Origin of the sequence: Pleomorphomonas sp. T1.2MG-36 (genome assembly GCF_950100655.1) — a bacterium.
In the GTDB taxonomy this organism is placed as follows: Bacteria; Pseudomonadota; Alphaproteobacteria; order Rhizobiales; family Pleomorphomonadaceae; genus Pleomorphomonas.
The window spans coordinates 70,562-97,561 of the sequence record NZ_CATNLY010000034.1 but is presented as its reverse complement, the minus strand read 5'-3'; the positions used below and the strand labels follow the sequence as shown (position 1 = coordinate 97,561).

The window sequence follows — 27,000 nt, the reverse complement described above, 5'->3', positions numbered from 1 at the left end:
TCAGTAGATCATGGTGCTCATCTTGATCTCGCCCCAGATCTCCTTGACCGTCAGTTCCAGCTCGGCCTTGCGGTCGTTGTAGAACGTGTGGAGGAGGTGATGCGCCTTCTCGGAGTTCGGCGAACCCAGGAAGTCGCGGTAGAGGGCCTTGACCTGCTCGTTGTTGTGCGACTGGCGCACCTTGGCCTTGCGGTCGATGTTGAACATCGTCTCGCGCCGCTTCAGGGCGTAGGGCAGGTACTGCTTCTTGGAGCGGAGCGTGCCGCCGCCGTCGACGCAGCCACCCGGGCAGGCCATGATCTCGATGAAGTCGAAGTCGGCTTCGCCGGCCTTGATCGCCTCCATCAGGGCGCGCGTCTCGCCGAGGCCATGGGCCATGGCAATCTTCACTTCGCCGATGTTGCCGCCGAGGTCGACGGTGGCGGAGCGAACGCCCTCGAAGCCGCGCAGCTGGGTCAGCTCGATCTTGTCGAGTTCCTTGCCGTTGACGACCTTGTAGACGGTGCGCAGCGCCGCTTCCATGACACCACCGGTGGTGCCGAAGATGACGCCGGCGCCGGTGTACTCGCTCATGTAGGGGTTGTCGAAGGTCGACGGCTCGATCGTGTTGAGATCGAGGCCTTCGCGCTTCAGAAGGCGAGCGAACTCGCGCGTCGTCAGCACCACGTCGACGTTCGGCATGTCATCGTCGGCGAGCTGCGGCCGGACGATCTCGTCCTTCTTGGCCGTGCAGGGCATGATGGAGATGACGCGGATCTTCTTGGGATCCAGGCCCATCTTGACCGGCAGATAGCTCTTGGCGATGGCGCCGACCACTGCCTGCGGCGAGCGGGTGGAGGAGAGCAGCGGCAGCAGCTCGGGGTAATGGACCTCGGCGAAGTTGATCCAGGCCGGGCAGCAGGAGGTGATGGTCGGACGCTTGCGTTCGCCGAGGCGATGCAGCAGTTCGGTGCCTTCCTCCATGATCACCACGTCGGCGCCGAAGTTGGTATCGAGCACGATGTCGATGCCGAGCTTGCGGGAGGCGGCGATGATCTGGCCCTCGACGTTGGTGCCCGGCGCCATGCCGAACTCCTCGCCGAAGCCGACGCGGATGGCCGGCGCGAACTGGAGAACGGTGGTGATCTCCGGATCGTAGATGTAGTCGAGGACGCGATCGGTCTCGTCCTTCTCGGCAAGAGCGCCGGTCGGGCAGACGAGGACGCACTGGCCACAGGTGACGCAGGTGGAGTCCTTCTGGTTCTTGCCGTGACGCAGGCCGATCGCCGTGTCGAGGCCGGTGCCGGTCACGACCAGCGCATCGACTTCCTGGTAGTTGCGGCAGACCGTGACGCACCGCTGGCAGCGGATGCACTTGGTCATGTCGCGAACCATGGCGGGCGACGAACGGTCGATCTCGCGGGTGGCGACGCGGATCGGGTCGAAGAAGCGGTTTTCCTTGAGGCCGACGAACTGGGCGACGTCCTGCAGCTCGCACGAGCCGTGCCGGATGCAGGTGGCGCAGTCCTGAAGATGGTCGGCCATCAGGAGCTCGACCTGCAGCTTCTGCATGTCGCGCACCTTCTTGGTACGCGTCTCGACGGCAAGTCCTTCCTTAACCGGCGTGTTGCAGGCCGTCACCATGTGGGTGCTGGCCTGGCCCTGCATCTGGATCTCGACCAGACACACGCGGCAGGTGCCGGGGGTGTGGTCGATGTCCGCCAGCTCGCACAGCGTCGGAATGTAGAAGTCGTGCCGGCGGGCGGCCGAGAGGATCGTCTCGTTCGGATAGGCCGTCAGGGCCTTGCCGTTGATCTTGAAGCCGATGGTGGCCTCGGCGCCGACGGGGATGAGGGTTTCGACGTTGCACATGGTCTCACGCCGCTCCTTCGGGGATGGAGTGTTCGGTGATCACGGAGTAGATGCGGTAGCAGCGCATGCAGCGCATGGACTCCTTGTAGGCGTCCTCCGAGCTGATGATCTGCTCGACTTCCCCGAACATGGTCTTGCGCACTTCCGGCGACAGTTCCGGATGGTGGACGCGGTACTCGTTCTTGACCGGCACTTCGATGCAGTCGTTGGAGAACAGCTTGTTGTTCTCCAGGATCTTGCGCATGCGGGAGCGCGGGAAGAAGCGGGTCGAACCCCGACGCAGGTAATCGTCGATGTTGCGGGCAGCCTTGAGGCCGTCGGCCATGGCGGCGATCAGCGTCGACGGGCCGAGGTAGCAGTCACCGCCGGCGAACACGCCCGGACGCGACGTGGCGAGCGTCTCCTTGTTGGCGACCACCCAGTTCCACTTGCTCATCTCGACGCCGTCTTCGGGCTTGACCGAACCGGTATCGACCTGCTGGCCGATGGCGGCGATCACCACCGAGCAGGGCATGACATACTCGCTGCCGGGGATCGGCCGCACGTTGCGGCGACCCTTGGCGTCCATTTCCGTCTGCTCCATCTTGGTGAGCTTGACGCCGGTGACCTTGCCGTTCTCGGAGATGATGGAGAGCGGGTTGGTCAGAACATGGAACTCGATGCCTTCTGCATGGGCGGCCACGACTTCCTCGTGGTCGGCCGGCATGTCGGCCTCGGTGCGGCGGTAGACGAGGTGAACCTTCTTGGCACCCATGCGGATGGCCGAGCGGACGCAGTCCATGGCGACGTTGCCGCCGCCGACGACGACCACTTCGCCATCGATGTTGTGCGTCTTGATGCCGGCCACGTGGTCGTGGACCTTGAGCAGGAAGCCGATGCCGGACTCGTAACCTTCAAGGCTGGTGTCTTCGTTCTCGCAGCCCATCTTGGTGCCTTCCTGGCAGCCGAGGGCAAGGAACACCGACTTGTAGCCGCGCTGCATCAGGTCATCGACGGAGAAGTCGGTGCCAAGGCGCTGGTTGAAGAAGAAGCGACCGCCGAGCTTGGTGATGGCGTTCATCTCGTTGAGAAGAACGTCCTTCGGAAGACGGTAGGACGGGATGCCGATGGCGGCCATGCCGCCCATCTCGCCCTGTGCTTCATAGACATCGACGTGGTAGCCGCGCATCAGCAGATGGTAGGCGCAAGAGACGCCCGCCGGGCCGGCGCCGACGACGGCGACGCGCTGGTCTTCCGGCAGGACGTTGGCGATCATCTCCTTGGAGAACACCAGCGGATGCGGGCCGGTCTGATACTCGGCGACGTAGCGCTTCAGGATCTTGATGCCGACCGCCTCGTCGACCATTTTGCGGCGGCAGGCCGCTTCGCAGAAGCGGACGCAGACGCGGCTGCAGGTGGCGGCCATCGGATACTTCTGCAGGATGACGCCGAGCGAGTGCTCGGGCTTGCCGTCGCGGATGTAGTCGATGTAGCGGGGGACGTTGACCTTGGACGGACAGGCCTCGATGCAGGGCGCCGTCATGTAGCTCATGGCGTGCTGCTGGCGGGCCGGCTCCTTCTTGGCGAGTTCGGCCTCGAACTCGTCGCGGAAGGCGGCGATGGCCTTGCCGAGCGCGGTGCCGCAGGATTGGCCGAGACCGCAGAGCGAGGTGGCGCGCATCTGCTCGGCCATGGTTGCGATCTCGTCGAGGCCGAGGTCGGCATCGAGACCGCGACGCATGGCGCCGAGAGCGTCGCGCACCAGCACGGTGCCCATGCGGCAAGGGGTACACTTGCCGCAGGACTCGTCGGCAGCCTTGCTGAGATACTGCCAGAATGTGTCGATGAGGTTGACCTTCTCGTCGAAGACGAAGAAGCCGCGATCGGCCACGAAGGCACGGATCGGGTTGTTGTCGTCAAATACCTCGAAGTCCTTGAGGTCGGGAGGCGTCGCGCCCTCCACGGCCTTTCCCTGGCGATAGTCGTGGACGACGCCGTCCCACACGCCATAAACAACCTGTGCCATGCTCCATCCCCACTTGGTTGGGCGTTCCCCATAAGTCTGTCACAGGCGAGCGACCCTCGGGGAAATGTGTCCGTATCATGCGTTCCATAGGCATCTGCCATGCAAACAGCAATGATGAAAGTCAAACGTCGCGGGCTACGTAGTTGCTTTTTCTCTTTTTCGATTTAGATGCTTATGGTTCTCAGCTTTCGTGTTACGCGTTATCGCGTATGAAGGTGAAGCCCTATCCGTAAATCATCGGAATAACTTGGTTTCCAGTTCGTTGTTCCTCCGGTTCGGAGGCTCGGCTGGCGATTTCCCCGGCGACCAAATTGGTCTAGTGTAATGAGAACTCCTCTCAGGAGGCGGCCATACCGCCGATCTCAGGTTCCGCCATGACAGATTTATCCATGCCTGTCGGCATGAGCCGCCGCCGCTTCATCGAGTGCGCAGCCATCGCAGCCGGTCTTGTCGGGTTACCAGCTCTGGCAAGGGCCGAGGCTGCGGCCCTCGACCGCCTGACGGTCTGGGGCATGCCGGCGTCACCCTCGGTCGTGCTGGCGCGCGCCGTGGCCTCGGGTGCATTGGCGCCGCTGGTTGGCGATGCAAGCTTCGAGGTCTGGCGCACGGCCGACCAGATGCGCGCGGGCGTGGTCTCGGGCGATATCGCCTTGTTCGCGGCGCCGACCTATGCCGCCGCCAACCTCTTCAATCGCGGCGCCGGGGTCCGGCTCGTCAACGTCCTGACATGGGGACTGCTCTACGTCTTTGCCGGCCAGGGCGTGCGCCTTGACACCGTCGAGGATCTCCGCGGCAAGACGCTGCTGGTCGGCGCCAAGAACGACGCGCCGGATCTTCTCACCCGCTTCGTGCTCAAGTCGGCCGGGCTCGATCCGGACCGTGACGTCACTCTTTCCTATGTCGGCACGTCGGCCGAGGCGGTGCCCCTGCTCCTTGCCGGCAAGGCCGACGCCGCCGTACTGCCGGAGCCGGCGGCCAGCGCCGCCGAGATCAAGGCGAAGCAGGCGGGCATTTCCATCGCCCGCGCCCTCGATGTGACCGAACTCTACGCGACCCGCAGCGGCCGGCCGGCTGGCATTCCGCAGGCCGGCCTCGCGGTGACGGAGACCTTTCTCGACGCACACCCCGACGTCGTCTCGGCGCTGCATACCGCGTCGGTCGCAGCGGCGGGCTGGGTCGCCGATAACCGGAAGGCGGCGGCCGCGCTGATCGCCGATCCGCTGAAGCTGCCGGCACCCATCGTCGAGGCCTCGTTGCCTCGCTTTCGGTTGAAAGTCGCGTCGGCGCTCGAAGCCAAGGTCGACCTTGAAGCCTATTTCAGTGCCCTCATGACGCTGTCGCCCGACATCGTCGCCGACCATCTGCCGGCAACCGCCTTCTATTGGGGGCCGTAGAGGATGGCCAGCACCTCCTGGCGCCGGCTTGTCGGCGGCGGCGAACGCCGCTGGGCGGCGTTGGGGCTCGCCGTGGTCGTCGCGCTGTGGGAGGTCGGCCATCGCGTCTATGGCGACTTCGTGCTGCCGTCACCTCTCTCCACGCTGGTCGCCCTTGGGCGCATCGTCGCCAGCGGCGATCTTTGGCCGGCCGTCGTCACGACGGCGCGCGACGCTCTATCGGGGTTTCTCGCGGCAACCTTGGCCGGCTCGCTCCTGGGTGGGATCGCCGGTCGTTCGATGCCGGTCAGGGCCATGCTGCAACCGATCGCCACCATGCTGATCGGCGTACCGGCCATCGCCTGGGTGGTGCTGTCGCTGCTGTGGTTCGGCGGCTCGGGCCTCGCGGCCACCTTCTCGGTGGCGGTCGCCGCGGGACCGGTGGTGTTCGCCGCGGCAACGCAAGGTACGCGGACGGTCGATGGTGGGCTCCGCACCATGGCCCGCGCCTTCCGCGTGCCGCTCGGGGCGATGATCGCCGACGTCTACCTGCCGCACGTACTCTCCTATCTGCTGCCGGCTCTTGGCACGGCGCTCGCCATGAGCTGGAAAGTGGCGGTGATGGCCGAGCTTCTGTCGGGCGCCGGCGGCATCGGTGACGGCCTGGCGGCGGCCCGCGCCGAAGTCGATACCGCCAAGACCATGGCCTGGGTGATCGTGGTGGTGGCGCTGCTGCTCGTCGTCGACCGCCTCGTCATCGAGCCCGTCCGCCGGCATTTCGAGACGTGGCGGCGCGGTTTGCCGGGGGAGGCCACATGAGCCAGGAGGGTGCGCTCGCGGCAAGCGGCATCGGGCACGGCTTTGCCGGCGCGCGGGTGCTCGACGACATCGAGTTTAGGGTGCCGAAGGGGGAGGTCCTTGCCATTCTCGGTCCGTCGGGGACCGGCAAGACAACCTTGCTCCAGATCCTGGGCGGTCTTCTCGTCCCCGATGCCGGCCGCGTCGAACGGCCGTTCGAGCGTTCCGCCTTCGTCTTTCAGGATCCGCTCCTCCTGCCTTGGCGGACGGCGCGCGGCAACGTCGCCTTTGGCCTCGCCGGCACGCGGCTGGCGCGCGCCGACCGGCTCGCGCGGGCGCGCTCGATGCTGGTCAAGGTGGGGCTCGGTCACAGCGAGGCCGGCCTTTATCCGCATCAGTTGTCCGGCGGCATGAAGAAGCGGGTGGCGCTGGCACGGGCTCTCGCCGTCGAGCCGGATCTGCTGCTGCTCGACGAAGCCTTCTCGGCGCTCGACGTCGGCCTGTCGCGCGAGATGCAGCAACTCGTCCGGCTCGATGCGCAGGAGCGCGGTGTGACGGTCGTGCTGGTAACGCACGACCTGTCCGAGGCGGTTCGGTTGGCCGATCACGCCGTGGTTCTGTCCGGCCGTCCGGGCCGGATCGTCGCCCGCCTCGCCATCGAGCGTCCGGCCCGCCTCAGGGACGACGCCTTCGTCGAGGCCGAAATTCGCCGCATCGCCGGTCTGGAGGCGATCCGTGACGCTTTCCGGCCGACGCTGTCGATCTGACGTCGTCGGCTTTGCGCGCCCGCGAGGCGGCTTCGCTTCGGTGGGCGCTTGTCAGCCGCTATTCCAGATTGGCGTGGCGGGTGAACATCTCTTCGCTGATCACGCCGCGCCGCGCCATCAGCTCAAGGATGACGGCATCGAGGAACAGCAGGACTGCCTGTTCGAAGAGCGAGCCCATAGGCTGGACCGACCGGACCGTTTCACCGGCTTTCGCCTTTGGCGACGGTGCCGGCAGAGTCAGGCGCCGGTCGGCGAGCCTGCCGATGCTGGACTCGGGAACGATGGTGACCAGCGCGATCTTGCCGCCGATCCGTCGCGCCTTCTCCGCGATGGACACGAGGCTCCCCGTTTCGCCCGATCCGGAGCAGACAACGAGTAGGTCATCCGCCGAATAGGCCGGGGTAGCGATCTCGCCGATCACGAAGGCATCGAAGCCGAAGTGCATCAGGCGCATGGCGAAGGCGCGTCCGGCGAGGCCGGATCGTCCGGCACCGGCCACGAAGATCCGTCTTGCCGACAGGATGTCGGCGACGAAGGCGTCGGCCTCGGCCGCTGGGACTCTCGACAGGACAGAGCGCAGTTCGTCGAGGATCGTGCCGGTGAAGTCGGCTATGCTCATGATCTCTTCCCTTTCCTCTGTCGTCGTCAGCGCCGCGCCAATCGGGCAAGCTCCTCGGCGGCGCTCACCGGGTCGGGGGCATGCCGGATGCCGCTCCCCACGATGGCGACGTCGGCGCCGAGATCGATGTATCGGGACAGCGTCGCAGGGGTGATGCCACCGGCCACGAACAGCTCGGACTGCCGCGACGCCTGCTTCATCACTGCGAGTTCGTCGGCCGGCGTACGACCGGCGGCCTGCTGGTCGACGCCGGTGTGGACCGCCAGGGCCTTCATGCCGAGGTCCTCCAACTGCCGGACCCGCTTCGGCAGATCCTCGACGCAGATCATGTCGGCGACCACCGTGCCGCCGAACTCGGCCGCCACCTCAAGGCATCCCTTGACGGTCAGGAGATCGGTGACGCCGAGAACCGTCACGTAGGCGGCACCGGCGGCAAAGGCCTGTCGAGCCTCGTAGTGGCCGGCATCCATGATCTTGGCGTCGGCCAGCACGGGCAGGTCCGGATAACGGGACCGGAAGAGCCGTACGGGTCGCAGTCCCTCCTCCAGCAGGAACGGCGTGCCGACCTCGACGATGTCGATGAACGGATGCACGCGATCGAGCAAAGCCAGGGCCTCGTCGGTCGAAATGTCGTCCAGCGCGAGCTGAAGCTTCATGTTGCTTGTCCTCCTGGCTCCGAACCTCCTCCGGAGCTTAAATGTTGCGTGGAACGCGACCCGTGGTCCGCTTCAATGAGCTCGATCCCATTTGTCTCAACGGTCGGTCGTCATCCCTCGCCGAGCCAGGGCCGGCGCCTCATCTCTCGTCCGCTCCGAAAGCTCGACTCGTAGTCTAGCGTACCTCCAAAAGTCGTAGAAGAGGTCGACTACATAGATATTTCATCAGTATTGACAGCGCAGAGTGTCTGTGACAATTTCACTCGCAAATGAGATCGTTCTCATCCGCCGATGCGGGCGGTTTGTCCGTATCAGTCAGGGAGACGAGGGTATGGATGACGGCAAGTCCGGCGATATCGGCGATGGTGCGCGCAAACGGGCGCGGCTGATCGACGTCGCCCAGCGTGCGAACGTGTCGCGCGCGACTGCCGCCCGGGCGCTTGGCAACTACGGCCTGGTCACGAAGGAAACTCGGGCCAAGGTGCTGGCCGCCGCCGAGGCACTCAACTATCGGGTCAACGAGTTGGCCCGTTCCATGCGGTCGGGGCGCACGTTGACCATCGGCGTGGTTGTCGCCGATATCTCCAACTCCTTCTTCAGTACGTCGATCCGCGCCATCATCGATACCGCCGCTTCGTCCGACTACCAGATCCTGGTGCTCAACACCGGCGACGATCTCGAGGCTGAGCGCGACGCCATTCGCGTGCTGGTGGAAAAGCGCGTCGACGGCATGGTGGTGGTTCCCTCCTCCCGTCGGCACTTCAGCCATCTCCAGCCCGAGGAGGGCGGCCTCTCGGTGCCGATCGTCCTGCTCGACCGTTATGTCGAAGGGCTGAAGATCAGCTCGGTCACCACCGACGACTTTGCCGCTTCGCGCGAGGCGGTTCGCCACTTCGTCGCCTGCGGCCATCGCCGCATCGGCCTGATGGTGGCGACGGCGGCGGCCGTTGGTCACACCACCAAAGAGCCTCCGGATATTGTCTGGACGGCGGAAGCACGCATGCATGGCGGTACCGTCGGGCTGGCCGAGGCCGGAATCACTCCCACGCACAAGTGGCTGCGCTACAGCCGGGGCGAGTTCCAGCACGCCAGGGCGGCGGCGATGGCAATCCTCAAGGACGAGCCGCGGCCGACGGCCATTTTGGCGACCAACGAAGAGATGGCGATCGGCTGCATCGCCGCTGCAAGAGAGATCGGTCTCGAAATCGGACGAGATCTGTCGCTGATCCTGTTCGACGACCCGCCATGGGTATCGGTGTTCACGCCGCCTCTGACCGTCATACGGCGCCCAACCTATGAATTGGGCCGTTTGGCGATGAATCTGCTGCTGGCCGAGATCAATGGCGAAGGCTCCTCCCAAGCCGCGATGCTTCGGACGGAGATCGTTCATCGGCAGTCGGTGCGAGCCCTTCAAGGGGCGGAGGACGACGGGCGGTAAATCTCTTTTTATATTGTGTAAACTTGAACAAAACGCGGCCGTAGGTCGCGCTAAACTGATTCTTTGACGTATTGTACTTTAGTTTATTTCAGATTCTTTTTGTTTTTGTATTGCGAATACACAAATTGGTGCTATATGTCTTCGTCGCGTGCCGGGGAGGTTCGGTACGCCGCCAGACGGTGAGGTTCCCGTGAACGGCACGGGACGACCTGTCACTATCCGCGATCTTTGGGAGGTTCTTCGATGAAGAAATTCGTCACGGCGGCGCTTGCTGCCGTCTTCATGCTGCCTGTCGTCGCGCAGGCCGCTGACAAGTTCACGGTTGCCGGTATCGTCTTCCAGGAAGACCAGTTCATGAAGACGACGCTGCTCGGCATGAAGTCGGTGGCCGAGAAGGAAGGCGTCAACCTGTTGACGTCCAACACCTCGAACCAGATCAGCAAGGAAGTCGAGGTGGTCAACACCTACGCCGCGCGCGGCGTCGATGCCATCGCCATCACCTATCTCGATCCGGCTGCCGCCTCGATCCCGGCCGTCAAGGCCGCCAACGACAAGGGCATCAAGATCGTCAGCTTCAACAACAAGCTGGCTGCCGACTTCCCGGTGTCCACCGTAATGTCGGACAACACCCTGCTCGGCGCCGGCAGCGGCAAGGAAGCTGCCGCCTACATCAAGGCGCACTACGGCGACAAGAAGGAGATCAAGGTCGCCATCATCAACTACAAGGCCCAGCTCCCGCCGGAAAGCAACGCGCGCCAGGACGGTTTCTGGAACGAAATCAAGGATATTCCCGGCGTGACGCTTGTGGCCGAGGCTTCTTCGCCCGTCGCGGAGGAGGCCATCAAGAAGGCCGCCGACATTATCACGGCTCATCCTGATATCGATCTCATGTACGGCTGCAACGCCGGCGGCCTGATCGGCGCGGTTCTCGCCGTCAAGAACTCCGGCAAGAAGATCCCGGTGTTCGGCATCGATCTCGACAAGCAGATCGTCGGCTTCCTGAAGTCGGACGACAACATCCTCCAGGCTTCCACCGCCCAGGACCCGTTCAAGATCGGCGCTCTGGCCATGGAAAACGCGATCAAGTCGCTGAAGGGCGAGGCGGTCGACAAGGAGATCATCGTTCCCGGCCTGACGCTCTCTCGCGCCAACCCCGAGGCGGTTGCCGAGTACGCCAAGACCGTCAAGTAACCGAGGTTAGGAACGGATGATGGGACCCGCAAAGCTTGAAATCAGCAATCTGACGAAAGCCTATCCCGGGGTCCTCGCTCTCGACGACTTTTCCGCCGCCTTCGACGGCGGAAAAGTCTACGCCCTCCTGGGCAAGAACGGGTCGGGAAAGAGCACCTTCGTCAAATGCCTGTCGGGAGCGGTCGTCCCGACATCCGGCGAGATCCGGATCGACGGCGTCGAGGCCCGGTTCAAGGGGCCGGCGGATGCCAATGCGGCCGGCATCGCCGTCGTCTATCAGGAACTCAGCCTGATCCTGGACTTCACGGTGGCCGAGAACATCATGCTCGGTCGTTTCCCCACCATGGGGCCGGGCGACATTACCGTCGATTGGAAGAAGACCAACGCTCACGTCCAGGACATCCTGACATCGCTCAGGATCGACATACCCGTCACGCGGAAAATCTCCGAGCTCTCCGTCGGTCAGCGCCAGGTCATCGAGATCGCCAAGGCGATGTCGCTCAATCCGCGCGTCCTGCTTCTGGATGAGCCGACCTCCGCGCTCGCCCGCCATGAGATCAACAGCCTGCTCGAAGTGGTTCGGTCGCTGCGCGAGAAGGGCGTGGCGATCATCTTCATCACCCACAAGCTGAACGAAATTCGCAGCGTTGCCGACTACGTGACGGTGCTGCGCGACGGCCGACTGGTCGGGACCGTGCCGATCGACGTCGCCACGCCGAAAGTCATCGTCGACATGATGTTCGGCGAAACGACCCTCCAGAGCCGGCCGGCCGACCTCAAGGTTGGCGAGGAGATCCGCCTGAAGGTCACGGACCTTCACCGCAAGGATAAGTATGAGGACATCAGCTTCGATCTGCGCGCCGGAGAAATTCTCGGTATCGCCGGCATGCTCGGCGCCGGTCGCAGCGAGTTGCTGCGCGGCATCTTCGGCGCCGACGCCATCGACGGGGGCACCATCGTTCTGAACGGAACCGAGGTGCGGCGACCGACGGTGACCCGCATGAAGAAGCTCGGCCTCGCCATGACGATGGAAAATCGCAAGGAGGAAGGCCTCATCCAGATCATGTCCATCGAGGACAATCTGTGCCTGGCCAGCCTCGACGAAGTCGGCCAGCGAGGCTTCCTCAGCCACTTCCTGCAGGCGCCGGTCGCCGAGAAGTGGATCGGGCGCCTGCAGATCAAGGTGTCGGACGCCTTGCAGGAAGTACAATCCCTGTCGGGCGGCAATCAGCAAAAGGTCGTCGTGGGCAACTGGCTCAACACCAACCCCAAGGTGGTGTTCTTCGACGAGCCGACGCGCGGCATCGACATCGTCGCCAAGCAGCAGATCTTCCAGATCATGTGGGACTTGTCACGCCGCGGGCTGAGCGTCGTCTTCGTATCTTCCGAACTCGAGGAGCTGCTGGAGGTCTGCCATCGCATCCTGATCATGGAGGCGGGGCGCTTCATCGGCGAGGTCCGGGAGCCGGAGAACACGCCGATCGAGACATTGTACGCCATGTGCATGGGAGAGATGGCGAAATGACCACAAGTGATACCACCGGCAAGGCCAAGGGCAGCTTCGCGCCCCTCGCCGCCACGCGCCGGCCCTTCTTCAAGTTGTCCGATTTCGTCCTCGAAGCCATCTTGCTGGTGATCATCCTGCTGCTGGCCTTTACGGCTCCCGGTTTTGCGACCTGGGACAACTGGATGAACATCCTGCGCAACGCGGCCATGACCGGCATCATCGCCTTCGGCATGACGTTCGTGCTGATCCTCGGGGAAATCGACATCTCCGTCGGGTCAGGGCTGGCCTTCTTCGGCTGCCTGCTCGCCGTGGTCACCGACAGCCTGACAACGGCGGGTTGGTCGGCCGAGATCTCCATCGTCATCGGCGTCGTGCTCTGCTTCGGCATCGCCATCCTCGCCGGCATGTTTACCGGCTGGGTGCGCCATGTGCTTTCCGTGCCGACCTTCATCACCACGCTGGCCTGGATGGCCGCCTTCCGCGGCGGCGCCTATCTCCTGACCGGCAGCTTCCCGGTGACGCCCTATCCGGATTGGTTCTTCTTCTTCGGCTCGGGCGCCATCTTCGGCATTCCCTTCCAAGCCTTCGTCTTCCTGCTGGTCTTCATCGTCACCTGGTTCATCTCGCGCTACACGGTCTTCGGCAAGTCGGCCTACGCGGTCGGCGGCAATGCCGAGTCGGCGCGACTCTCGGGCATCAACGTGCTGGGCGTCCGCATGGCGGTGATGTCGATGATCGGCATCTTCACCGTGCTGTCCGCAATCATGGTGTCGAGCCAGATCCAGGCCGGCAACCCGACGGTCGGCGTGACCTGGGAGTTCACCGTGATCACTGCCTGCGTCATCGGCGGCGTCAGCCTGATGGGCGGCAAGGGCCGCGTCTGGGGCACCTTCGTCGGCGTGCTGTTCCTATCGATCATGCTCAACGGCATGACGCTGCTCAACATCGACGAATACTGGCAGTACGTCGCCCGCGCCCTGCTGATCCTCGGCGCCGTGCTGATCTATCAGGTTCAGGCCATGAACGCCCGGCGGGGCTGACCCCGCCGGCGACGGGGCACGGCGCGCCTCTCCTCCGCTCCGCCGTGCCCTCTCCCTTCAAGTCGAACTCCATCGGAGAAACACCGTGCAACCCTATGAAAGCGTGTTCCGCGACACCTCGCATCTGGTGGTCGAGGAGCTTTCCCGGACGCTCGACCGGATCGATCCCGCCCAGGTTCAGGCCTTCGTCGACGCCTTGCTCGCCGCCGACAAGGTCTTCGTGGTGGGTGTCGGGCGCGTGCTCCTGGCGCTGCAGGCCATGACCAAGCGCTTCGCCCATCTCGGCATCGCCATCACCTACGTGGGCGCCATCACCGAACCGGCCATTACGCCGAAGGATCTCCTGATCGTTGGCTCGGGCAGCGGGTCGTCGCTGTTCCCCGTGGCGATCGCGCGCAAGGCCAAGACGGTCGGGGCGAAGGTGGTGCACATCGGCTCCAATCCGCAGTCGGACATGCGGGAGGTCGCCGATTTCATGGTGCGCATTCCCGTCCGCACCAAGCTCTATCTCGATGACGAGATCGATTCCCGGCAACCGATGACCTCGCTGTTCGAGCAATCGCTGCTTCTCTTCGGCGACATCGTCGCCAAAATGATCATCGACGAGCGCAAGCTCGACCTGAAGGGGCTGTGGCAATACCACGCCAACCTCGAATGACCATCCTTTCCAAGCGAGACATGCTGGCTCGGATGGGCAGCATGCAACAGCTGGCGTCCGTCCGCCCTCTGACCTACCGCGAGGGAAAGGCCGACGGCCTCACCGCTTACGCAGTCCGGAATGGACCGCTCGCCTTCGACGTGCTGGCCGACAAGGGGCTGGATATCGGCGACTTCAGCTATCGCGGGGTCGGCTTCAACTTCCTGTCGAAGCCGGGGCTGATCGGCCGGACCGCTTACGACACGCATGGTGCGGAAGCTCAGCGGTCGATCATGGGCGGCATGCTCTTCACGGCCGGCTATGAGAACATCTGTGCGCCTTGTACCTTGGACGGCAAGGACTACCCGATGCACGGGCGCATCCGTACGACGCCGGCCGAGCATCGGTCGGCCGACGCCTTCTGGGATGGCGACGACTATGTAATGCGCGTGTCCGGCGAGATCCGCGAAGCCGAGTTGTTCGGCGAGAATCTCGTGTTGCGGCGGTCGATCGAGACCCGTCTTGGCGAACGCATCGTCCGGATCGTCGACGAAGTCGAGAATCAGGCGTTTCGCCCCGAACCGTTGATGCTGCTCTATCACTTCAATGTCGGCCACCCATTGCTGTCGGAAGCGGCTCGCCTGGTCCTGCCGGCGCTGGACACGCGCCCGCGTGACGAGACCAGCCGGCCGCACCTGGACGATTGGGCATCGGTGGCGGCGCCTTCGGAAAACGAGCCGGAGTACGTGTTCCTGCACGAGCTGGCCGCCGACGCGGCGGGCAACACCTTCGCTGCCCTCGTCAACCCCGAGCTGAAGCTCGGTGTCCGCCTCGACTTCAATCGCAAGGCGCTGCCCTACTTCATGCAATGGAAGTCGATGGCGGCCGGCGATTACGCCATGGGCCTGGAGCCCGCCAACTCGTCGGTCTACGGCCGGCCGCATCATGTCTCCGCCGGCGCTCTGCACATGCTTCCACCGCAGGCCAAGGAAACCTTCGAACTGACCATCACCGTGCTCGACGGCGATGAGGATATCGACCGCGTTCAGAATGAAGCACGTCGGCTGTCGCGCCGATGAACTGGAGGACCTCCCGATGAAAAGATCCGAAATCAACGGCGCAATCCGCCGTATGGAGCAGATGCTCGGCGACTACAGGTTCGCGCTGCCGCCGTTCCTGCATTGGACGCCCGAACAGTGGAAGACGGCCGGACATGAGTATGACGAGATCCGCGACAACATGCTCGGCTGGGACGTCACCGACTATGGTATGGGCAAGTATGCGGAACTCGGCATTGCGCTGATCACGCTGCGCAACGGCAACGTCAAGAACAAGAAGTACACCAAGACCTATGCCGAGAAGATCATCATGATCGAGGAGGGGCAGGTATCCCCGATGCACTTCCATTGGTCGAAGATGGAGGACATCATCAATCGCGGGGGCGGCAACCTGATCTTCCGTCTCTACAACGCCACCAAGGACGGCGCGATGGCCGATACCGATGTCGAGATCAACCGCGACGGTCGCCGTTACACGGTGAAGGCCGGCGAGGACATCCTCATCAAGCCGGGCGAGAGCCTTACCTTCTACCCCTACTACTACCACGAGTTCATCGTCGAGCCAGGTACGGGGTCGGTACTGATCGGCGAAGTCTCCATGTGCAACGATGACAACACCGACAATCGCTTCCTTGAGCAGTACCCGCGCTTCCCGAAGATCGAGGAGGACGAAGCGCCCTATCGGCTGCTGTGCACCGAGTATCCGCCGGCTGCCTGACAATCTTTAGCTGGACCGACCCGACATCATTTTCCCTTGGCCGGTTCCGTGAGGACCCGGCCAGAGGATTAGCATGGCCGTAAGTCCGGCATCCTCAGACGAGTCCGGTTCCGTCCGATCCCGGGACGCGGGGGCTTGTTCAAGAATCTGGCCAAAAGGCCAGAGGAGTGTGGCTTGTGGATCTTCTTTGCATCGGCGAAATGGTCATCGACTTTCTTCCCGGCTCGGAGCCAGGCAGCTATCTGCGCAATGCCGGTGGCGCGCCCGCCAATGTCGCCATCGCCGCGATGCGGAGCGGGGCGTCGGCCGCCTTTCTCGGTTTGATGGGCAATGACGATTTCGGCCGCTTCCTGGTGGCGACGCTCGAAGAGAACGGCGTCGAAGTGGCGCTAAAAAGATTGACCGATGACGCAGTGACGACAATGACCTTCGTCACGCTCGGCAAGGACGGGGAGCGCAGCTTCACCTTCGTTCGAAAGCCGGGCGCCGACATGCTGCTCACCCCCGCCGACATCCGCCCCGAGGTGGTCGACGCAGCGACAATCGTTCACATCGGCTCGTGCTCGCTGTCCCGATCGCCATCCGCCGAAGCGACGCTCGAGGCGCTGCGCCTCGCCCGCGCGCACGGCAAACTCGTATCCTTCGACGTCAACTATCGGGCGCCGCTTTGGGTTTGCGAACGCGATGCCACGGTGAGGATCGGCGAGGCGCTGCCCTTCGTGGACCTCCTCAAGGTGTCCGAGGAAGAGGTCCATCTGGTCGGTGGGGCGGCGGGACTCGCCGATTGCCTGAAAACGCAGGGCATTGCTGTCGCCGTCGAAACGCTGGGTGCGCGCGGCGCGCGCTGCCACTTCGCCGGTGAGACCATCCATGTGCCGCCGGTGCCGGCCGTGGCGGTAGACGCAACCGGCGCCGGCGATGCCTTCTGGGGTGCCTTCCTGTCGCATCTCGTCAATCACGGCGTGTCGCGTGTCGCTGACCTCTCTCTCGATTTGTTGCGCGACGCCGCCGCCTATGGGGCGGCGGCCGGTTCGCTCTGTGTGCGCCGCAAGGGAGCGATCACAGCTTTGCCGACGCGCGACGAAATCCTGTCCCTCATCATAACGGAAGGTGTCCTATGACCTTTTCCTGGCGCAATTCCTGCCTTGTGGCGCCCTCTCTGATCTGTCTCGACCTCTGCAACCTGGAAACCCAGGTGAGGGCCTGCGAGGCGGCCGGCATCGAGGTTCTGCATGTCGACATCATCGATGGTCATTTCAGCCCCAGTCTGCCGCTCGGCCTCGAGACCGTCCGTCGTCTGCGCCAACTCACCAAGCTGAAGTTCGATGTGCATCTGATGGCGACCGACAATGACTATTTTGTCGACGAGCTGATGGACATCGGTGTCGAGCAACTGATCTTCCACCTGGAGTCGGAGCGTCATGTCGACAACCAGCTCAACCGCATCCGCGCCAAGGGCGTCAGGGCCGGCGTGGCGCTCAAGCCCGCGACCCCGGTGAGCATGCTCGATTGCGTCATCGAGAAGTGCGACGCCGTTCTGCTGATGCTGATCAATCCCGGCTATGCCTGGAACAAGGGTGAGAAGCAGGCCGCTTTCGCAGACCGCAAGATCCGCGAGTTGCGCGGGCTGATCGATGCGCGCGGCTGCGACACGGCGATCAGCATCGATGGTCGGGTGTCCACGCAGAACATCTGCGACTATGGCAGCGGTCTTGTCGATATCTTCGTCGGCGGCACAACATGCATCTCGCGCGACGACATCGCCGGCAGCGTCGGCAAGCTCAACGATCTGCGCAAGACGCTGTCGGCCGCCTGACATGCTTGTGAGTGGGATAGGGCCGCTCAAGAGAAAGCGGCCCTAGTAGCTGGGTCTACGTTTCGACAGGGGCGGCCGGCGTCGGCTCGTCGGCCCTTTCCTCGCGGATGCGGAACCAGGTGACGTAGAGCGCCGGCAGGAAGATCAGCGTCAGGGCCGTGCCGACGATGATGCCGCCCATCATGGCAAAGGCCATCGGTTGCCAGAACACCTCGTTGGCGATCGGAATGAGGCCAAGGCTGGCCGCCAGTGCCGTCAGCACGATGGGCCGGAAGCGGTGGCCGGTTGCCTCGACCACGGCGTTCCACGCCGGCATGCCATCGGCCCTTAACCGCTCGATCTGGTCGACCAGGATCACCGAGTTTCGGATGAGGATGCCGATCAGCGCCAGCACGCCGAGAATGGCGACGAAGCCAAGCGGTGCGCCCGTCGGGAGAAGGGCAGCGACCACGCCGATCAATGCCAGCGGCGCCACCGCCACCACCAGCACCAGGCGGCTGAAACTCTGGAGCTGGATCATCAACACCGTGAGCATGATGAAGGCCATCAGCGGCACGACGTCGACGATGGGCGCCATCGCCTTCTGCGACTCCTCGGCCGAGCCGGCCGTTTCCACCTTGTAGCCAGCCGGCAGCGTGGCGGCGAAGGCGTCGATATCAGGCCGAAGCTGGGCAACGATGGTGTCCGCCTGGGTCGCGTCGGCGCGAGCTGCCCGGATGGTGACGGTGGGTAGACGGTTGCGGCTCCACACCACCGGCTGTTCGAGCTCGTAGTGGAGATTGGCGACGGCGGCGAGCGGTACGCTCGATCCGGTCTGCGTGGCGAGCTGCAGGTTCTTCAGGGTCTCGATGGAGTTGCGCTCTTCGGGCACCGCGCGGCCGATGACGTCGATCTGGTAGATGTCGTCGCGGATCTTGGTAACCGTGGCGCCGCCGATGATGCTGTAGAGGGCGTTGGAGATGTCCTGCGAGGAGACGCCGAGCAGCCGCGCCTTGTCCTGCATGACGTCGACCTTGACGACGCGCCCCGGCTCGCCCCAGTCGGCCACGACGTTGTCGACGTGGGGATTGGCGGCGACGATGGCGGCGAGACGGCCGGAGGTTTCGCGCACGCTTTCGATATCCGGCCCTGAAAGACGGTAGGCGACGGGCCGCCCGACTGGCGGGCCGATTTCCAGCAGGCGGACGAAGCTGTCGACGCCGGGGAAGGCGCGGCGAAGATAGTCGGAGAACTCGGCCCTGAGGTGGTTGCGCGTCTCCTCGTCGCGCGTGACCACGACGATCTGGCCTAAATAGGGGGCGGACGGTTCCTGGTCGAAGGTGAGCAGGAAGCGCACCGCGCCGCGCCCGATATAGGATGACCAGTGGTCGACGCCATCCTTGCCGGCCAGCATGTCCGTCTCGAAACGGGAGATCACGCGGGCGGTTTCCTCAATGGCGGCGTTCTGCGGCAATGTGAAATCGACGATCAGCTCGGAACGGTCGCTGTCGGGGAAGAACTGCTGCTGGACACGGGTGAGCCCATAGAGCGACGCGCCGAAAGCGAGCAGCGTCAGAGCGATGACGATGAAGCGGTTGCGGAGGCCGATGACCAACAGGCGCTCGAAGCCGCGGGTGAAGCGCGTCTTCTCAGCTTTCTGATGCTTCAGCTTCGCCGGCAGCACCGTGACGCCGATCAGCGGGGTGAACACGACGGCGACGATCCAGGACACCAGCAAGGATACGGCGATGACGACGAACATGGTGAAGGTGAACTCGCCGGCCATCGACGAGTTGAGACCGACGGGAATGAAGCCGGCCACCGTGACCAGCGTGCCGGTCAGCATCGGAAAGGCGGTGGATGTATAGACGGCGGTGGCCGCCTTCCTGAGCGAGTCGCCCTTCTCGAGACGCGCGACCATCATCTCGACGGCGATCATCGCATCGTCGACCAGGAGACCCAGCGCGATGATCAGCGCGCCGAGCGACACGCGTTGCAGCGAGATGGCCGAGGCCTCCATCACCATGAAGGTGATGGCAAGCACCAGTGGAATGGATAGCGCCACCACCACGCCGGCCCTGAGGCCGAGGCTGAGGAAACTGACCAGCAGGACGATGGCGACCGCCTCGAACAGCGCCTGGGTGAAGCCGGATACCGCCTTCTCAACCAGTTTCGGCTGGTCGGCGACCTGATGCACGGCGATGCCGACCGGAAGCTCGGCCTCGACTTTTGCCATCTCCGCCCGGAGCGCGTCGCCGAACTTCAGGAGGTTGGCGCCAGCCCGCATGCCGATGGCGATGCCGATGGCCGGTTCGCCGTTGTAACGGAACAGCTCGGTCGGCGGATCGGCATAGCCACGGCTGATCTTCGCCACGTCCGACAGGCGGAAGAAGCGCCCGTTGACACGGAGATTGACCGCCTCGATGCTTTTTTCAGAGCGGAACTCGCCGGACACTCGCACCGACACGCGTTCGGAGCCGGTCTCGATGGTGCCTGACGGATTGACGGCGTTCTGTTCGGCCAGCGTGGTCAGCACCGCCTTTTCGTCGACGCCGTAGGCCGCGAGCTGCCGCGGCGAAAACTCGAGGTAGATCACCTCGTCCTCGGCGCCGACGATGTCGACCTTGCCGACATTTTCGACGGAGAGAATGCGGGTGCGAATGGCCTCGGCATAATCGCGGAGCTGGCGCGGCGTGAAGCCGTCTGCCGTCAACGCGTAGATGTTGCCGAAGACGTCGCCGAAATCATCGTTGAAGAAGGGGCCGACCACGCCATCCGGCATCTCGGCCCTGATGTCGGAGACGAGATTTCGCACGCGCACCCAGGTGCCGTCGACCTCGGCGGCCTTGGTGTCGTTGCGCAGGTTGACGAAGACGGTGGTGACGCCGGGCCGCGTCAGGTTGCGCGTGAAGTCGAGGTTCGGCAGCTCCTGCAGCTTCTTCTCGATGCGGTCGGTGACCTGCCGGGTCATTTCGGTGACCGAGGCGCCCGGCCAGTAGGCCTGAACCACCATGGTCTTGATGGTAAAGGAGGGATCTTCTTCCCGGCCGAGATTGATGTAGGAGAACACGCCGAACAGCGTGAAGACGATCATGAAGTACCAGACGAGGGACTTGTGATCGAGCGACCAGTCGGAGAGATTGAACCTCTTCACGATGCGTCTCCCTCGGAGCCCCTAGTGCCGTCCGCCGGCACGAGGACCTTCTGGCCGTCCTGAAGGCTGTGAACGCCGGCGATCGCGACCCGCTCACCGGCCGAAAGACCGGAGACGATGTGAAGACGCCCCTGATCGGCCGGCGCGGTGGTTACCTGCCTCAGGGCCACGGTGCCTTCGCGTTGCGCCGAGCTACCCGTCTCGTTGACCGTTATGACCCACACGAAGGTTCCGCCATCGCGCGTCAGCACGGCAGCCTCGGGCAGGGTGATGGTCGGGCTTGCCCGTCGATCGGTCCTGACCTCGACGGTGGAGCCGAGGCGGAACAGGCTCGGCGGGTCCGTCAGCGCGATCTTGAGGCGGCGGGTCCGGGTGAGGGGGTCGGCGTCCGGTGCGATCTCGCGTAGCTGGCCGACGATGGTTTGGTCGGGCGCGATCTGCGGAGCGATGGCGAAAGACACCGCCGATTTCAGGGTGCCGACCAGCCAGTCGGGTACGTCGATGACGGCGTCGCGGGGATCGGGCTTGGCGATGGTGACGATGCTCTCGCCGGCGGCTACAGTCTGGCCGGGCTCGGCACCCGTTGCGGTGACGATGCCGTTAAAGCCTGCTCTGAGTTCCGCATATCCGAGAGCGTCGCGCGCTTTGGCAAGATCGGCTTCCGCCTGGCGAACGGCGGCATCCGCGGCGTCGTAGGCGGTGCGGGCGTCCTCGAGGCTGGCTTCCGCTGCCGTGCCGGTCGCGCGTAGCGCCTCGACACGCGTGACGGTGGCGGCCGCATTCTCGCGTTCGGCTCGCCTGTTGCCGAGTGCAGCCTCGGCGGAGCGGACGGTGAGATCGAGCGTGGTGGGGTCGATGGTGGCGACAACTTCGCCGGACCGGACCACATCGCCGACATCGACGGTTCTCGTCAACAACCGGCCGAGCAGCTGGAAGCCCAGATCGACCTTGTCGCGTGCCTCGACCGTTCCCACGAAGGATTGCGGACCGGCCTCATCGACGGCCACACGGGCCGACAGGACGGGCCGCACCGCTGTTGGAGGCGCCGTCTCCTCCTGGCAGGCGGCGAGCAGGAGGCCGGCGAAGGCTGCAAACACCAGATGGCGGTTCATGGTGCCTCCTCCCCGACGATCTCCACGGTGGCTCCGGGGCGAAGAAGCTTGCCGCCGTCGATGACGACGCGATCACCGTCGGCGATACCGGTGCCGATCACGATGTCCTTGGTCGTATAGCCGGCAATGCCGACCGGGCGAAGTTCCGCGCTCGTGCCGTTGGCCGTCACCACCCAGACCGCGGCGGCGTCGTTCTTTTCCGCCAGCGCACTGGACGGCAGCAATACCGCCGGCATTTTTCGCCCATCGATGCGACCGGTGACCGGTGCGCCGAGGCTCATGACGACAGGCGGCGTGCCGATGTCGACCTTGACGCGCACCGTGCCCGTTCGCGTTTCGACGGTGGGCGATATCTCCCGCACCTTGCCCGATACCGAGACGGACGGATCCTTGACGAGGCCGACCGTGATGTCCGGAAGCTCGGTGAGAGACAGGAACAACTGCTCGTAGACATCGAAGACGGCATCACGCGGACCATCGACGGCGACCACGAAGACCGGGCGAACGGCGGCGACGATCTCTCCGGCATCGGCTGTGCGGGCGGTAACGGCGCCATCGGTGTCGGCGTGCAGCTCTGTGTAGGCGAGATTGGCGCGAGCGATATCGAGAGCCGCCTTGGCCGCATCGACGGTGCCGGCGGTCGTCCGTACCGCCTTCGTGGCGGCGTCAAAGGCCGATTGCGTGGTGAAGCCCTTGTCAAGCAGGGCCTTCTGGCGGTCGAAGGCCGACGCGGCCTGGCGCGCGCCGGCTTCCGCGGCCGCGAGAGCTGCCTCCGCGTTGGCGACGTCCGCCTGCTGCTGGCTGGGATCGAGACGGGCGAGAAGTTGTCCCGCCTTGACGTGGTCGCCAACGTCGACGAAGCGTTCGGCAATCCGTCCCGAGACACGGAAGGACAGCTGAGACGAGGTGCGCGCGCGAACTTCACCGGTCAGAACCAGTGTTTCGGCGTACGGCTCGAGCTTGGCGGTGGTTGTGCGGACGGCGATCGGGCGGCTTCCGGGGCTCGGCGGATCGCCGGCAAGAGCGGACGACGAAACGATGGAGCACGCGACGATCAGGGGCAGCAGAAGCTTCACGGGAGGCTCCGTCAAGCGTGGGGATGCCAAGCTCTAGTCTCGACAGTCCCCGAGGTCAACGAAGGACGGTGAGGCGCGGCATTCGGGCAAGGCCATGGCAAACGGACTCTCAAGGAATCCGCTGCCAGAACCGGTGGTCGAAGCTCCTTGGCTGAGCGCCATCAGCTTTCGGGAGCGTAATAGTAGTAGCTGTTGTACTTGTTCCGATAGGACCCGACGCCAAGCTCGGCCTTGGATAGCACGGCGGCGATGGGGAGGTCCTCGCCGGCGGTCGTCCTGAGGTCGTTGATGGCGGAACGGACGTCGCGTTGCGAGGTGGAGGCCCAGTGAACGACCAGCGTCACGATGTCGGCGCGGGTGGCAAGATACTGGGCATCGACCACCGGCAGGATCGGCGGCGTGTCGAGCACGATGATTTCGAAGCGCTCCTTGGCAAGTTCCATCAGGAGATTGAACTGAGCCGTTTCGATCAGGCTGTCGGTCGACGTCCTGTGGGTGTTCTTGCCGACGATCATGTCGAGGCCCGGCACCTTGTCCTTGGTGACGAACTGACGAATGGACTGGGAATCGAGCGAGAGCGTCAGGTAGTCGGAAAGGCCGTTTTCCGGCGTCAAGCTCAGTGCCGGGGCGATCGACGGCCGCCGGAGATCGCAATCGACGAGCAGGACGCGCTTGCCCGACAGCGCGAAGGCGCGGGCGATGGCAATGGCCGTGGTGGTCTTGCCCTCGCCGGGGATGGCAGAGCCGACCATGACGATCAGGCCGCCTTCGCGAGACTTGTCCTGCAACTTGCGTCTCAGCATGTTCTCAAGGCCGAGGCGAATCCGCCGGATCGACTCGCTGTAGGCAGTGAGAGGGTGGTCGAGAAGCTCGCTTGCCACCTGCGATCGTTCCGTTATCGAGCGCCCAGCTCGCGACAGAAGCGGAATCGACGAGATGACGGGCACGCCGAGCACCGCCTCGAACTGCTGGTCGGAGGTGAAGCCGCCGATGAAGTTCTCGTTGAGGAAGGCCAGTCCCAAGCCCAGGCCCAGGCCGGCGACAAGAGCCAGCATCAGGATCAGCTTGGTCTTCGGGGCGCTGGGCGCGTCAGGGGGCAATGCCGAGGATACGATACGGCTGTCGGCAAGCTGAAGGTCGGCCTGCGTTTCCACGCCGCGCAGGCGCTGCAGCAGGTCCTGATAGAGCGTCTTGGCAACCGACGACTCCTGCTGGAGTTCGTAGATCTTGACCATGACGTCGTTGGTAAGGTTGCTGGACAGTACGGTGTCGCGGATGGACGTGCGCAGGCGGTCCTGTTCCTGTTGCGCCGTCTTGACACGATCGGACAGCGTGCCGAGCTCGACGTTCACCTGATCGGCAAGGCGCTTGTCGAGTTGGGAGAGGCTGGCGCGCAGGTTGCTCTCGCGATTCGAGCCGGCGGCGGCATTGCCGATGTCGGCCAGCACCTTGTCGCGTTCGGCCTTGATCTGGCTGACCGTATCCGACCGCAGTTGGGCGGCGATGCCGTCCCAGTCCTTGTTGGCGGCAAGGGTGGAAACGCTCGCCTGCAGCGACTGCGCCGATATGCTCTCGGCCTTGAGCGATTCAAGACTGGATCGCATGGCCGAGATGTCGGCGCGGGTGCTCTCGTTCGAAACCTTCTCGATGTTCTCGTTGACGAAAGCGTCGATGCGGTTCTCGTTTTCGTTGATGGTTGTCGAGGCCTGGACGAGGCGGCGGTTGAGGGCGTCGCGCACGCTCAGCGCATTGGAGATCTTGGCGTCGACCTGGGCGTCGATATAGGTCGACGACAGTGTGTTGGCGATCAGTGCCGCCTTGGCGGGATCGGAAGAGGTGGCGGATACGCTGATGACGTAGGTCAGGCCACGCCGTGCGATGGTGACGTTGTTGGAGAAGCGGGTCAACACCGCGCGCAATTGAGCGTCGGTATCGGCCAGCAAGTTCTCCGTCGACTTGATCTTGAAGAAAACCATCAAGCGGTCGACTGTGCTGAGTTTGACGCCGAATTCTGGATCCTTGACCAGCCCAAGGCGGGAAATCGCTCCGATCTGGGTCGAGGGGGACTTCAGGATTTCGACTTCGCTTTCCACCCGCGCGTTGTCGGTGGGAAGAAGTGACATCTGGCTTTCCGGGTCGAGGGCGTTCTTCTGCCGGGGATCGACCAGGATCAGCGTCGAGGCGGTATAGGTTGGCGTCTGCAGGAAAACGTAGACGGCTGCCAACCCGACGATAATCAGAACTGTTGAAAGAATGAGCCAGATCTGGCGACGGACGAGACCAATTGCATTGCGAACATCGAACTCGGATGAATCCATTTGAAGAAAACTTCCTTGAACCTACTCCCGCGCGACCACTATGACCGAAATCGCGCCGCCGACCAAGCGACACTGAGCGAAATGCAGTGCTGTCATGCGAGAAAAATGCGCGAAATTTAGTCCCACACGGAAGAGGCTCGGCCCCGAAAAAGATGCTCTGCCAGCCACAATATCAGTGGCAGCCCAAGCCCGGAACCACCACCCCATCCATCAGATCGACATTCAAAAACCGCGGCCCTATGTTTCGAGAGCCACGGTTTTCAGGATGGCGTGAAAGCCTATTTGGAAGCGGCTAACTCGATCAGGCGCCGGGGCTGGCCGGATTGTCATCGGGGTTCACGGAGCCCGTGACCTGAGACGAGCCGAGCGAGGCGAGCGTGTCATTGAGGCTGACCAACTGGGGGCTTGCCACGACGTCAGCGCGGCTACCGGCGGTGGTCGTCACATACTCGGTGACCTGAGCGATCACGCTGGCGGGCAGATTGGCGGGCAGGGCTTTCAGAAGTGCCTGAAGCGCCAGAATGCACTCAGAGGCAGTGCCAGAGGCACAGGAGCTCTGAGCGGCCGTCACATAGGCAGTGTCAACGCCGGTTCCCTGAAGCTCGTCGACCAAACCAATTGCAGTGGTCGCTGCAAAACCGCTCGCGACCGACGAAAACGCCATTACCGTCCCAAGGGAAGCAGAAAGGAAAAATCTGGTCATATTGATTGTCTCCTATAAAGTTGCATCAAATTGGAGCGCCTAGCCCCACCCGTCGCCACATTTTCCGATAGTTTACATTAAGTAGTTGATGGCGTGCAAGCGGAGTTTTCTCCCGTCTGCGTGTTTTTCCTAGGTGGGGCCGACATGCATCGATTCGGCCTCGATCGCTCTTCGGAACGCGCTGAATTTCGGCATTTTTCGTCCCTGACTCGGCAGCCAGATCTTCCCATTCGCCATACCTGTCACGGCGAGAGGCGGCTCTATCACGCTGCGGAAATTCGGGAACACGGTTAACACTGCCGGCAGAGTTTTACTTAAAATTTGAATTGTATTTGCTTCGATTTATCCGCTCGACATCACGAACTTGTTGCCCACGCTAACTAACAGAATCTCAAAGGAAATATGGTCTACTGAACCCACTTAAGGCTTGGCGGAGTTTGTTGTCATGAACAAGTTGATCCGGACGCTGGTGGTTTCGGCTGTTGTTTGTCTCTTTCCTCACGTGGCGTCGGCTGGCTTTCTGAATGTTCCCAAGCAGAGCCTGGATTTGCCAGTCGCCGGGAAGGTCAATGCCAAGGGCCCGACGCTGGGTCCGAGCGGCTTTTACGTGATGTGCGCGACCGTCCCTTCCGCTTGCAAGGTTCAGCGGGCGCGCAATGTGTCGGCGTCCGCCGGCAGCATTCGGTTGACCATCGACACGCTCGGCTTGATCGATCGTATCAATCGCGAAATCAATGGTGCGATGCGTCCGCAGGCCGAGTCCGGAACGGTCGATGTCTGGAAGATCGGCGGCTCCTCGGGTGACTGCGAGGACTATGCGTTGACCAAGCGAGCCGCATTGATGCGCAAGGGCTTCCCCAGTTCTTCCCTCTTGATGACGAGCGTCGTTACCCGGCGAGGCGAGTCGCATGCGGTCTTGATGGTGCGCACCGACCGCGGCGACTTCGTGCTGGACAATCTCAACTCTCTGGTCAAACCCTGGAGCGCCACGGGCTATCGGTTCATATCCATGCAGTCGCCGGACAATCCGCGCATGTGGGTTCGCCTGTAGAGCGTTCGCTAATCGAGCCGCGTTGCTCTGGCAGCGCCTCGTCGCCGAAAGGCGGCGGGGCGCTTGCGCATCCGATACCTCGAGCAACTCCAGCAAAAGTGGGAACCGGTTTTGCGTCCGTAGTTGCGTAAAA

General features: G+C 63.6%; 22 protein-coding genes. 13 read left to right on the top strand and 9 right to left on the bottom strand.

The features are described from left to right. Together QQZ18_RS16220 and QQZ18_RS16215 are read right to left on the bottom strand one after the other, a co-directional pair. Positions 1 to 1,851, bottom strand: a complete 1,851-nt coding sequence (locus tag QQZ18_RS16220; RefSeq protein ID WP_284541989.1) for a [FeFe] hydrogenase, group A — start codon at positions 1,849 to 1,851, stop codon at positions 1 to 3. A gap of 4 nt (positions 1,852 to 1,855) precedes the next feature. Beyond that, positions 1,856 to 3,856 (bottom strand): FAD-dependent oxidoreductase, encoded by a 2,001-nt coding sequence (locus QQZ18_RS16215; RefSeq protein ID WP_284541988.1) that lies wholly within the window; start codon positions 3,854 to 3,856, stop codon positions 1,856 to 1,858. A gap of 374 nt (positions 3,857 to 4,230) precedes the next feature. Between QQZ18_RS16215 and QQZ18_RS16210 the strand changes: the two genes are divergently transcribed. The 3 genes from QQZ18_RS16210 to QQZ18_RS16200 are packed head-to-tail and all read left to right on the top strand — an operon-like array spanning position 4,231 to position 6,794. Further along, positions 4,231 to 5,250 carry an ABC transporter substrate-binding protein gene (locus QQZ18_RS16210; RefSeq protein WP_284541987.1) on the top strand — a complete coding sequence of 340 codons (1,020 nt, stop codon included), beginning with the start codon at positions 4,231 to 4,233 and terminating at the stop codon, positions 5,248 to 5,250. Positions 5,251 to 5,253: 3 nt separating this feature from the next. After that, on the top strand, positions 5,254 to 6,048 hold the full coding sequence (locus QQZ18_RS16205) for an ABC transporter permease (protein ID WP_284541986.1): 795 nt from the start codon (positions 5,254 to 5,256) through the stop codon (positions 6,046 to 6,048). Next, complete coding sequence (locus tag QQZ18_RS16200) at positions 6,045 to 6,794, top strand: ABC transporter ATP-binding protein (RefSeq protein WP_284541985.1); 750 nt, start codon at positions 6,045 to 6,047, stop codon at positions 6,792 to 6,794. The genes QQZ18_RS16205 and QQZ18_RS16200 overlap by 4 nt, the downstream gene beginning before the upstream one ends. Before the next feature lie 58 nt (positions 6,795 to 6,852). On the opposite strand, the gene hxlB (QQZ18_RS16195) is transcribed toward QQZ18_RS16200, so the two are convergent. Both hxlB (QQZ18_RS16195) and hxlA read right to left on the bottom strand, forming a co-directional pair. Beyond that, positions 6,853 to 7,413: a 6-phospho-3-hexuloisomerase gene (gene hxlB, locus QQZ18_RS16195; protein ID WP_284541984.1), complete on the bottom strand. Its 561-nt coding sequence runs from the start codon at positions 7,411 to 7,413 to the stop codon at positions 6,853 to 6,855. Between the two features lie 26 nt (positions 7,414 to 7,439). Further along, positions 7,440 to 8,069 carry a 3-hexulose-6-phosphate synthase gene (gene hxlA, locus QQZ18_RS16190; protein ID WP_284541983.1) on the bottom strand — a complete coding sequence of 210 codons (630 nt, stop codon included), beginning with the start codon at positions 8,067 to 8,069 and terminating at the stop codon, positions 7,440 to 7,442. A 331-nt stretch (positions 8,070 to 8,400) separates the two neighbouring features. Here hxlA and QQZ18_RS16185 point away from each other — a divergent pair, with 331 nt between their 5' ends. The 9 genes from QQZ18_RS16185 to QQZ18_RS16145 all read left to right on the top strand — a co-directional run bounded on the left by QQZ18_RS16185 (position 8,401) and on the right by QQZ18_RS16145 (position 17,474). After that, the gene (locus tag QQZ18_RS16185; RefSeq protein ID WP_284541982.1) at positions 8,401 to 9,507 is read left to right on the top strand and encodes a LacI family DNA-binding transcriptional regulator; all 1,107 of its coding nucleotides are present in this window, start codon (positions 8,401 to 8,403) and stop codon (positions 9,505 to 9,507) included. A gap of 243 nt (positions 9,508 to 9,750) precedes the next feature. After that, positions 9,751 to 10,698, top strand: a complete 948-nt coding sequence (locus QQZ18_RS16180; protein ID WP_251728831.1) for a substrate-binding domain-containing protein — start codon at positions 9,751 to 9,753, stop codon at positions 10,696 to 10,698. 16 nt (positions 10,699 to 10,714) lie between these two features. Next, positions 10,715 to 12,223, top strand: a complete 1,509-nt coding sequence (locus QQZ18_RS16175; protein WP_284541981.1) for a sugar ABC transporter ATP-binding protein — start codon at positions 10,715 to 10,717, stop codon at positions 12,221 to 12,223. Continuing rightward, positions 12,220 to 13,245 (top strand): ABC transporter permease, encoded by a 1,026-nt coding sequence (locus QQZ18_RS16170; protein ID WP_284541980.1) that lies wholly within the window; start codon positions 12,220 to 12,222, stop codon positions 13,243 to 13,245. Before QQZ18_RS16175 ends, QQZ18_RS16170 begins: the two co-directional genes overlap by 4 nt. Positions 13,246 to 13,330: 85 nt before the next feature. Beyond that, positions 13,331 to 13,903 (top strand): 6-phospho-3-hexuloisomerase, encoded by a 573-nt coding sequence (hxlB, locus tag QQZ18_RS16165; protein ID WP_251728825.1) that lies wholly within the window; start codon positions 13,331 to 13,333, stop codon positions 13,901 to 13,903. A 41-nt stretch (positions 13,904 to 13,944) separates the two neighbouring features. After that, positions 13,945 to 14,961 (top strand): aldose 1-epimerase family protein, encoded by a 1,017-nt coding sequence (locus tag QQZ18_RS16160; protein ID WP_284541979.1) that lies wholly within the window; start codon positions 13,945 to 13,947, stop codon positions 14,959 to 14,961. A 16-nt stretch (positions 14,962 to 14,977) separates the two neighbouring features. Continuing rightward, positions 14,978 to 15,658 (top strand): D-lyxose/D-mannose family sugar isomerase, encoded by a 681-nt coding sequence (locus tag QQZ18_RS16155; protein WP_284541978.1) that lies wholly within the window; start codon positions 14,978 to 14,980, stop codon positions 15,656 to 15,658. Between the two features lie 176 nt (positions 15,659 to 15,834). Then, positions 15,835 to 16,779: a carbohydrate kinase family protein gene (locus tag QQZ18_RS16150; RefSeq protein ID WP_284541977.1), complete on the top strand. Its 945-nt coding sequence runs from the start codon at positions 15,835 to 15,837 to the stop codon at positions 16,777 to 16,779. Beyond that, complete coding sequence (locus tag QQZ18_RS16145) at positions 16,776 to 17,474, top strand: ribulose-phosphate 3-epimerase (RefSeq protein ID WP_284541976.1); 699 nt, start codon at positions 16,776 to 16,778, stop codon at positions 17,472 to 17,474. Before QQZ18_RS16150 ends, QQZ18_RS16145 begins: the two co-directional genes overlap by 4 nt. A 55-nt stretch (positions 17,475 to 17,529) precedes the next feature. Here the strand turns inward: QQZ18_RS16145 and QQZ18_RS16140 are convergent, their stop codons facing one another. From QQZ18_RS16140 to QQZ18_RS16120, 5 genes are all read right to left on the bottom strand, one after another. Then, positions 17,530 to 20,607: an efflux RND transporter permease subunit gene (locus QQZ18_RS16140; protein WP_284541975.1), complete on the bottom strand. Its 3,078-nt coding sequence runs from the start codon at positions 20,605 to 20,607 to the stop codon at positions 17,530 to 17,532. After that, positions 20,604 to 21,719: an efflux RND transporter periplasmic adaptor subunit gene (locus tag QQZ18_RS16135; RefSeq protein ID WP_284541974.1), complete on the bottom strand. Its 1,116-nt coding sequence runs from the start codon at positions 21,717 to 21,719 to the stop codon at positions 20,604 to 20,606. Before QQZ18_RS16135 ends, QQZ18_RS16140 begins: the two co-directional genes overlap by 4 nt. Next, a complete protein-coding gene (locus QQZ18_RS16130) occupies positions 21,716 to 22,795 on the bottom strand; it encodes an efflux RND transporter periplasmic adaptor subunit (protein ID WP_284541973.1) in 1,080 nt (359 codons plus the stop codon). Before QQZ18_RS16130 ends, QQZ18_RS16135 begins: the two co-directional genes overlap by 4 nt. A 161-nt stretch (positions 22,796 to 22,956) precedes the next feature. Next, positions 22,957 to 25,113 carry a GumC family protein gene (locus tag QQZ18_RS16125; protein WP_284541972.1) on the bottom strand — a complete coding sequence of 719 codons (2,157 nt, stop codon included), beginning with the start codon at positions 25,111 to 25,113 and terminating at the stop codon, positions 22,957 to 22,959. Between the two features lie 301 nt (positions 25,114 to 25,414). Then, positions 25,415 to 25,816, bottom strand: a complete 402-nt coding sequence (locus QQZ18_RS16120) for a hypothetical protein (protein ID WP_284541971.1) — start codon at positions 25,814 to 25,816, stop codon at positions 25,415 to 25,417. A 445-nt stretch (positions 25,817 to 26,261) separates the two neighbouring features. Between QQZ18_RS16120 and QQZ18_RS16115 the strand changes: the two genes are divergently transcribed. Then, on the top strand, positions 26,262 to 26,867 hold the full coding sequence (locus QQZ18_RS16115; protein ID WP_284541970.1) for a transglutaminase-like cysteine peptidase: 606 nt from the start codon (positions 26,262 to 26,264) through the stop codon (positions 26,865 to 26,867). Positions 26,868 to 27,000 lie beyond the last annotated feature (133 nt).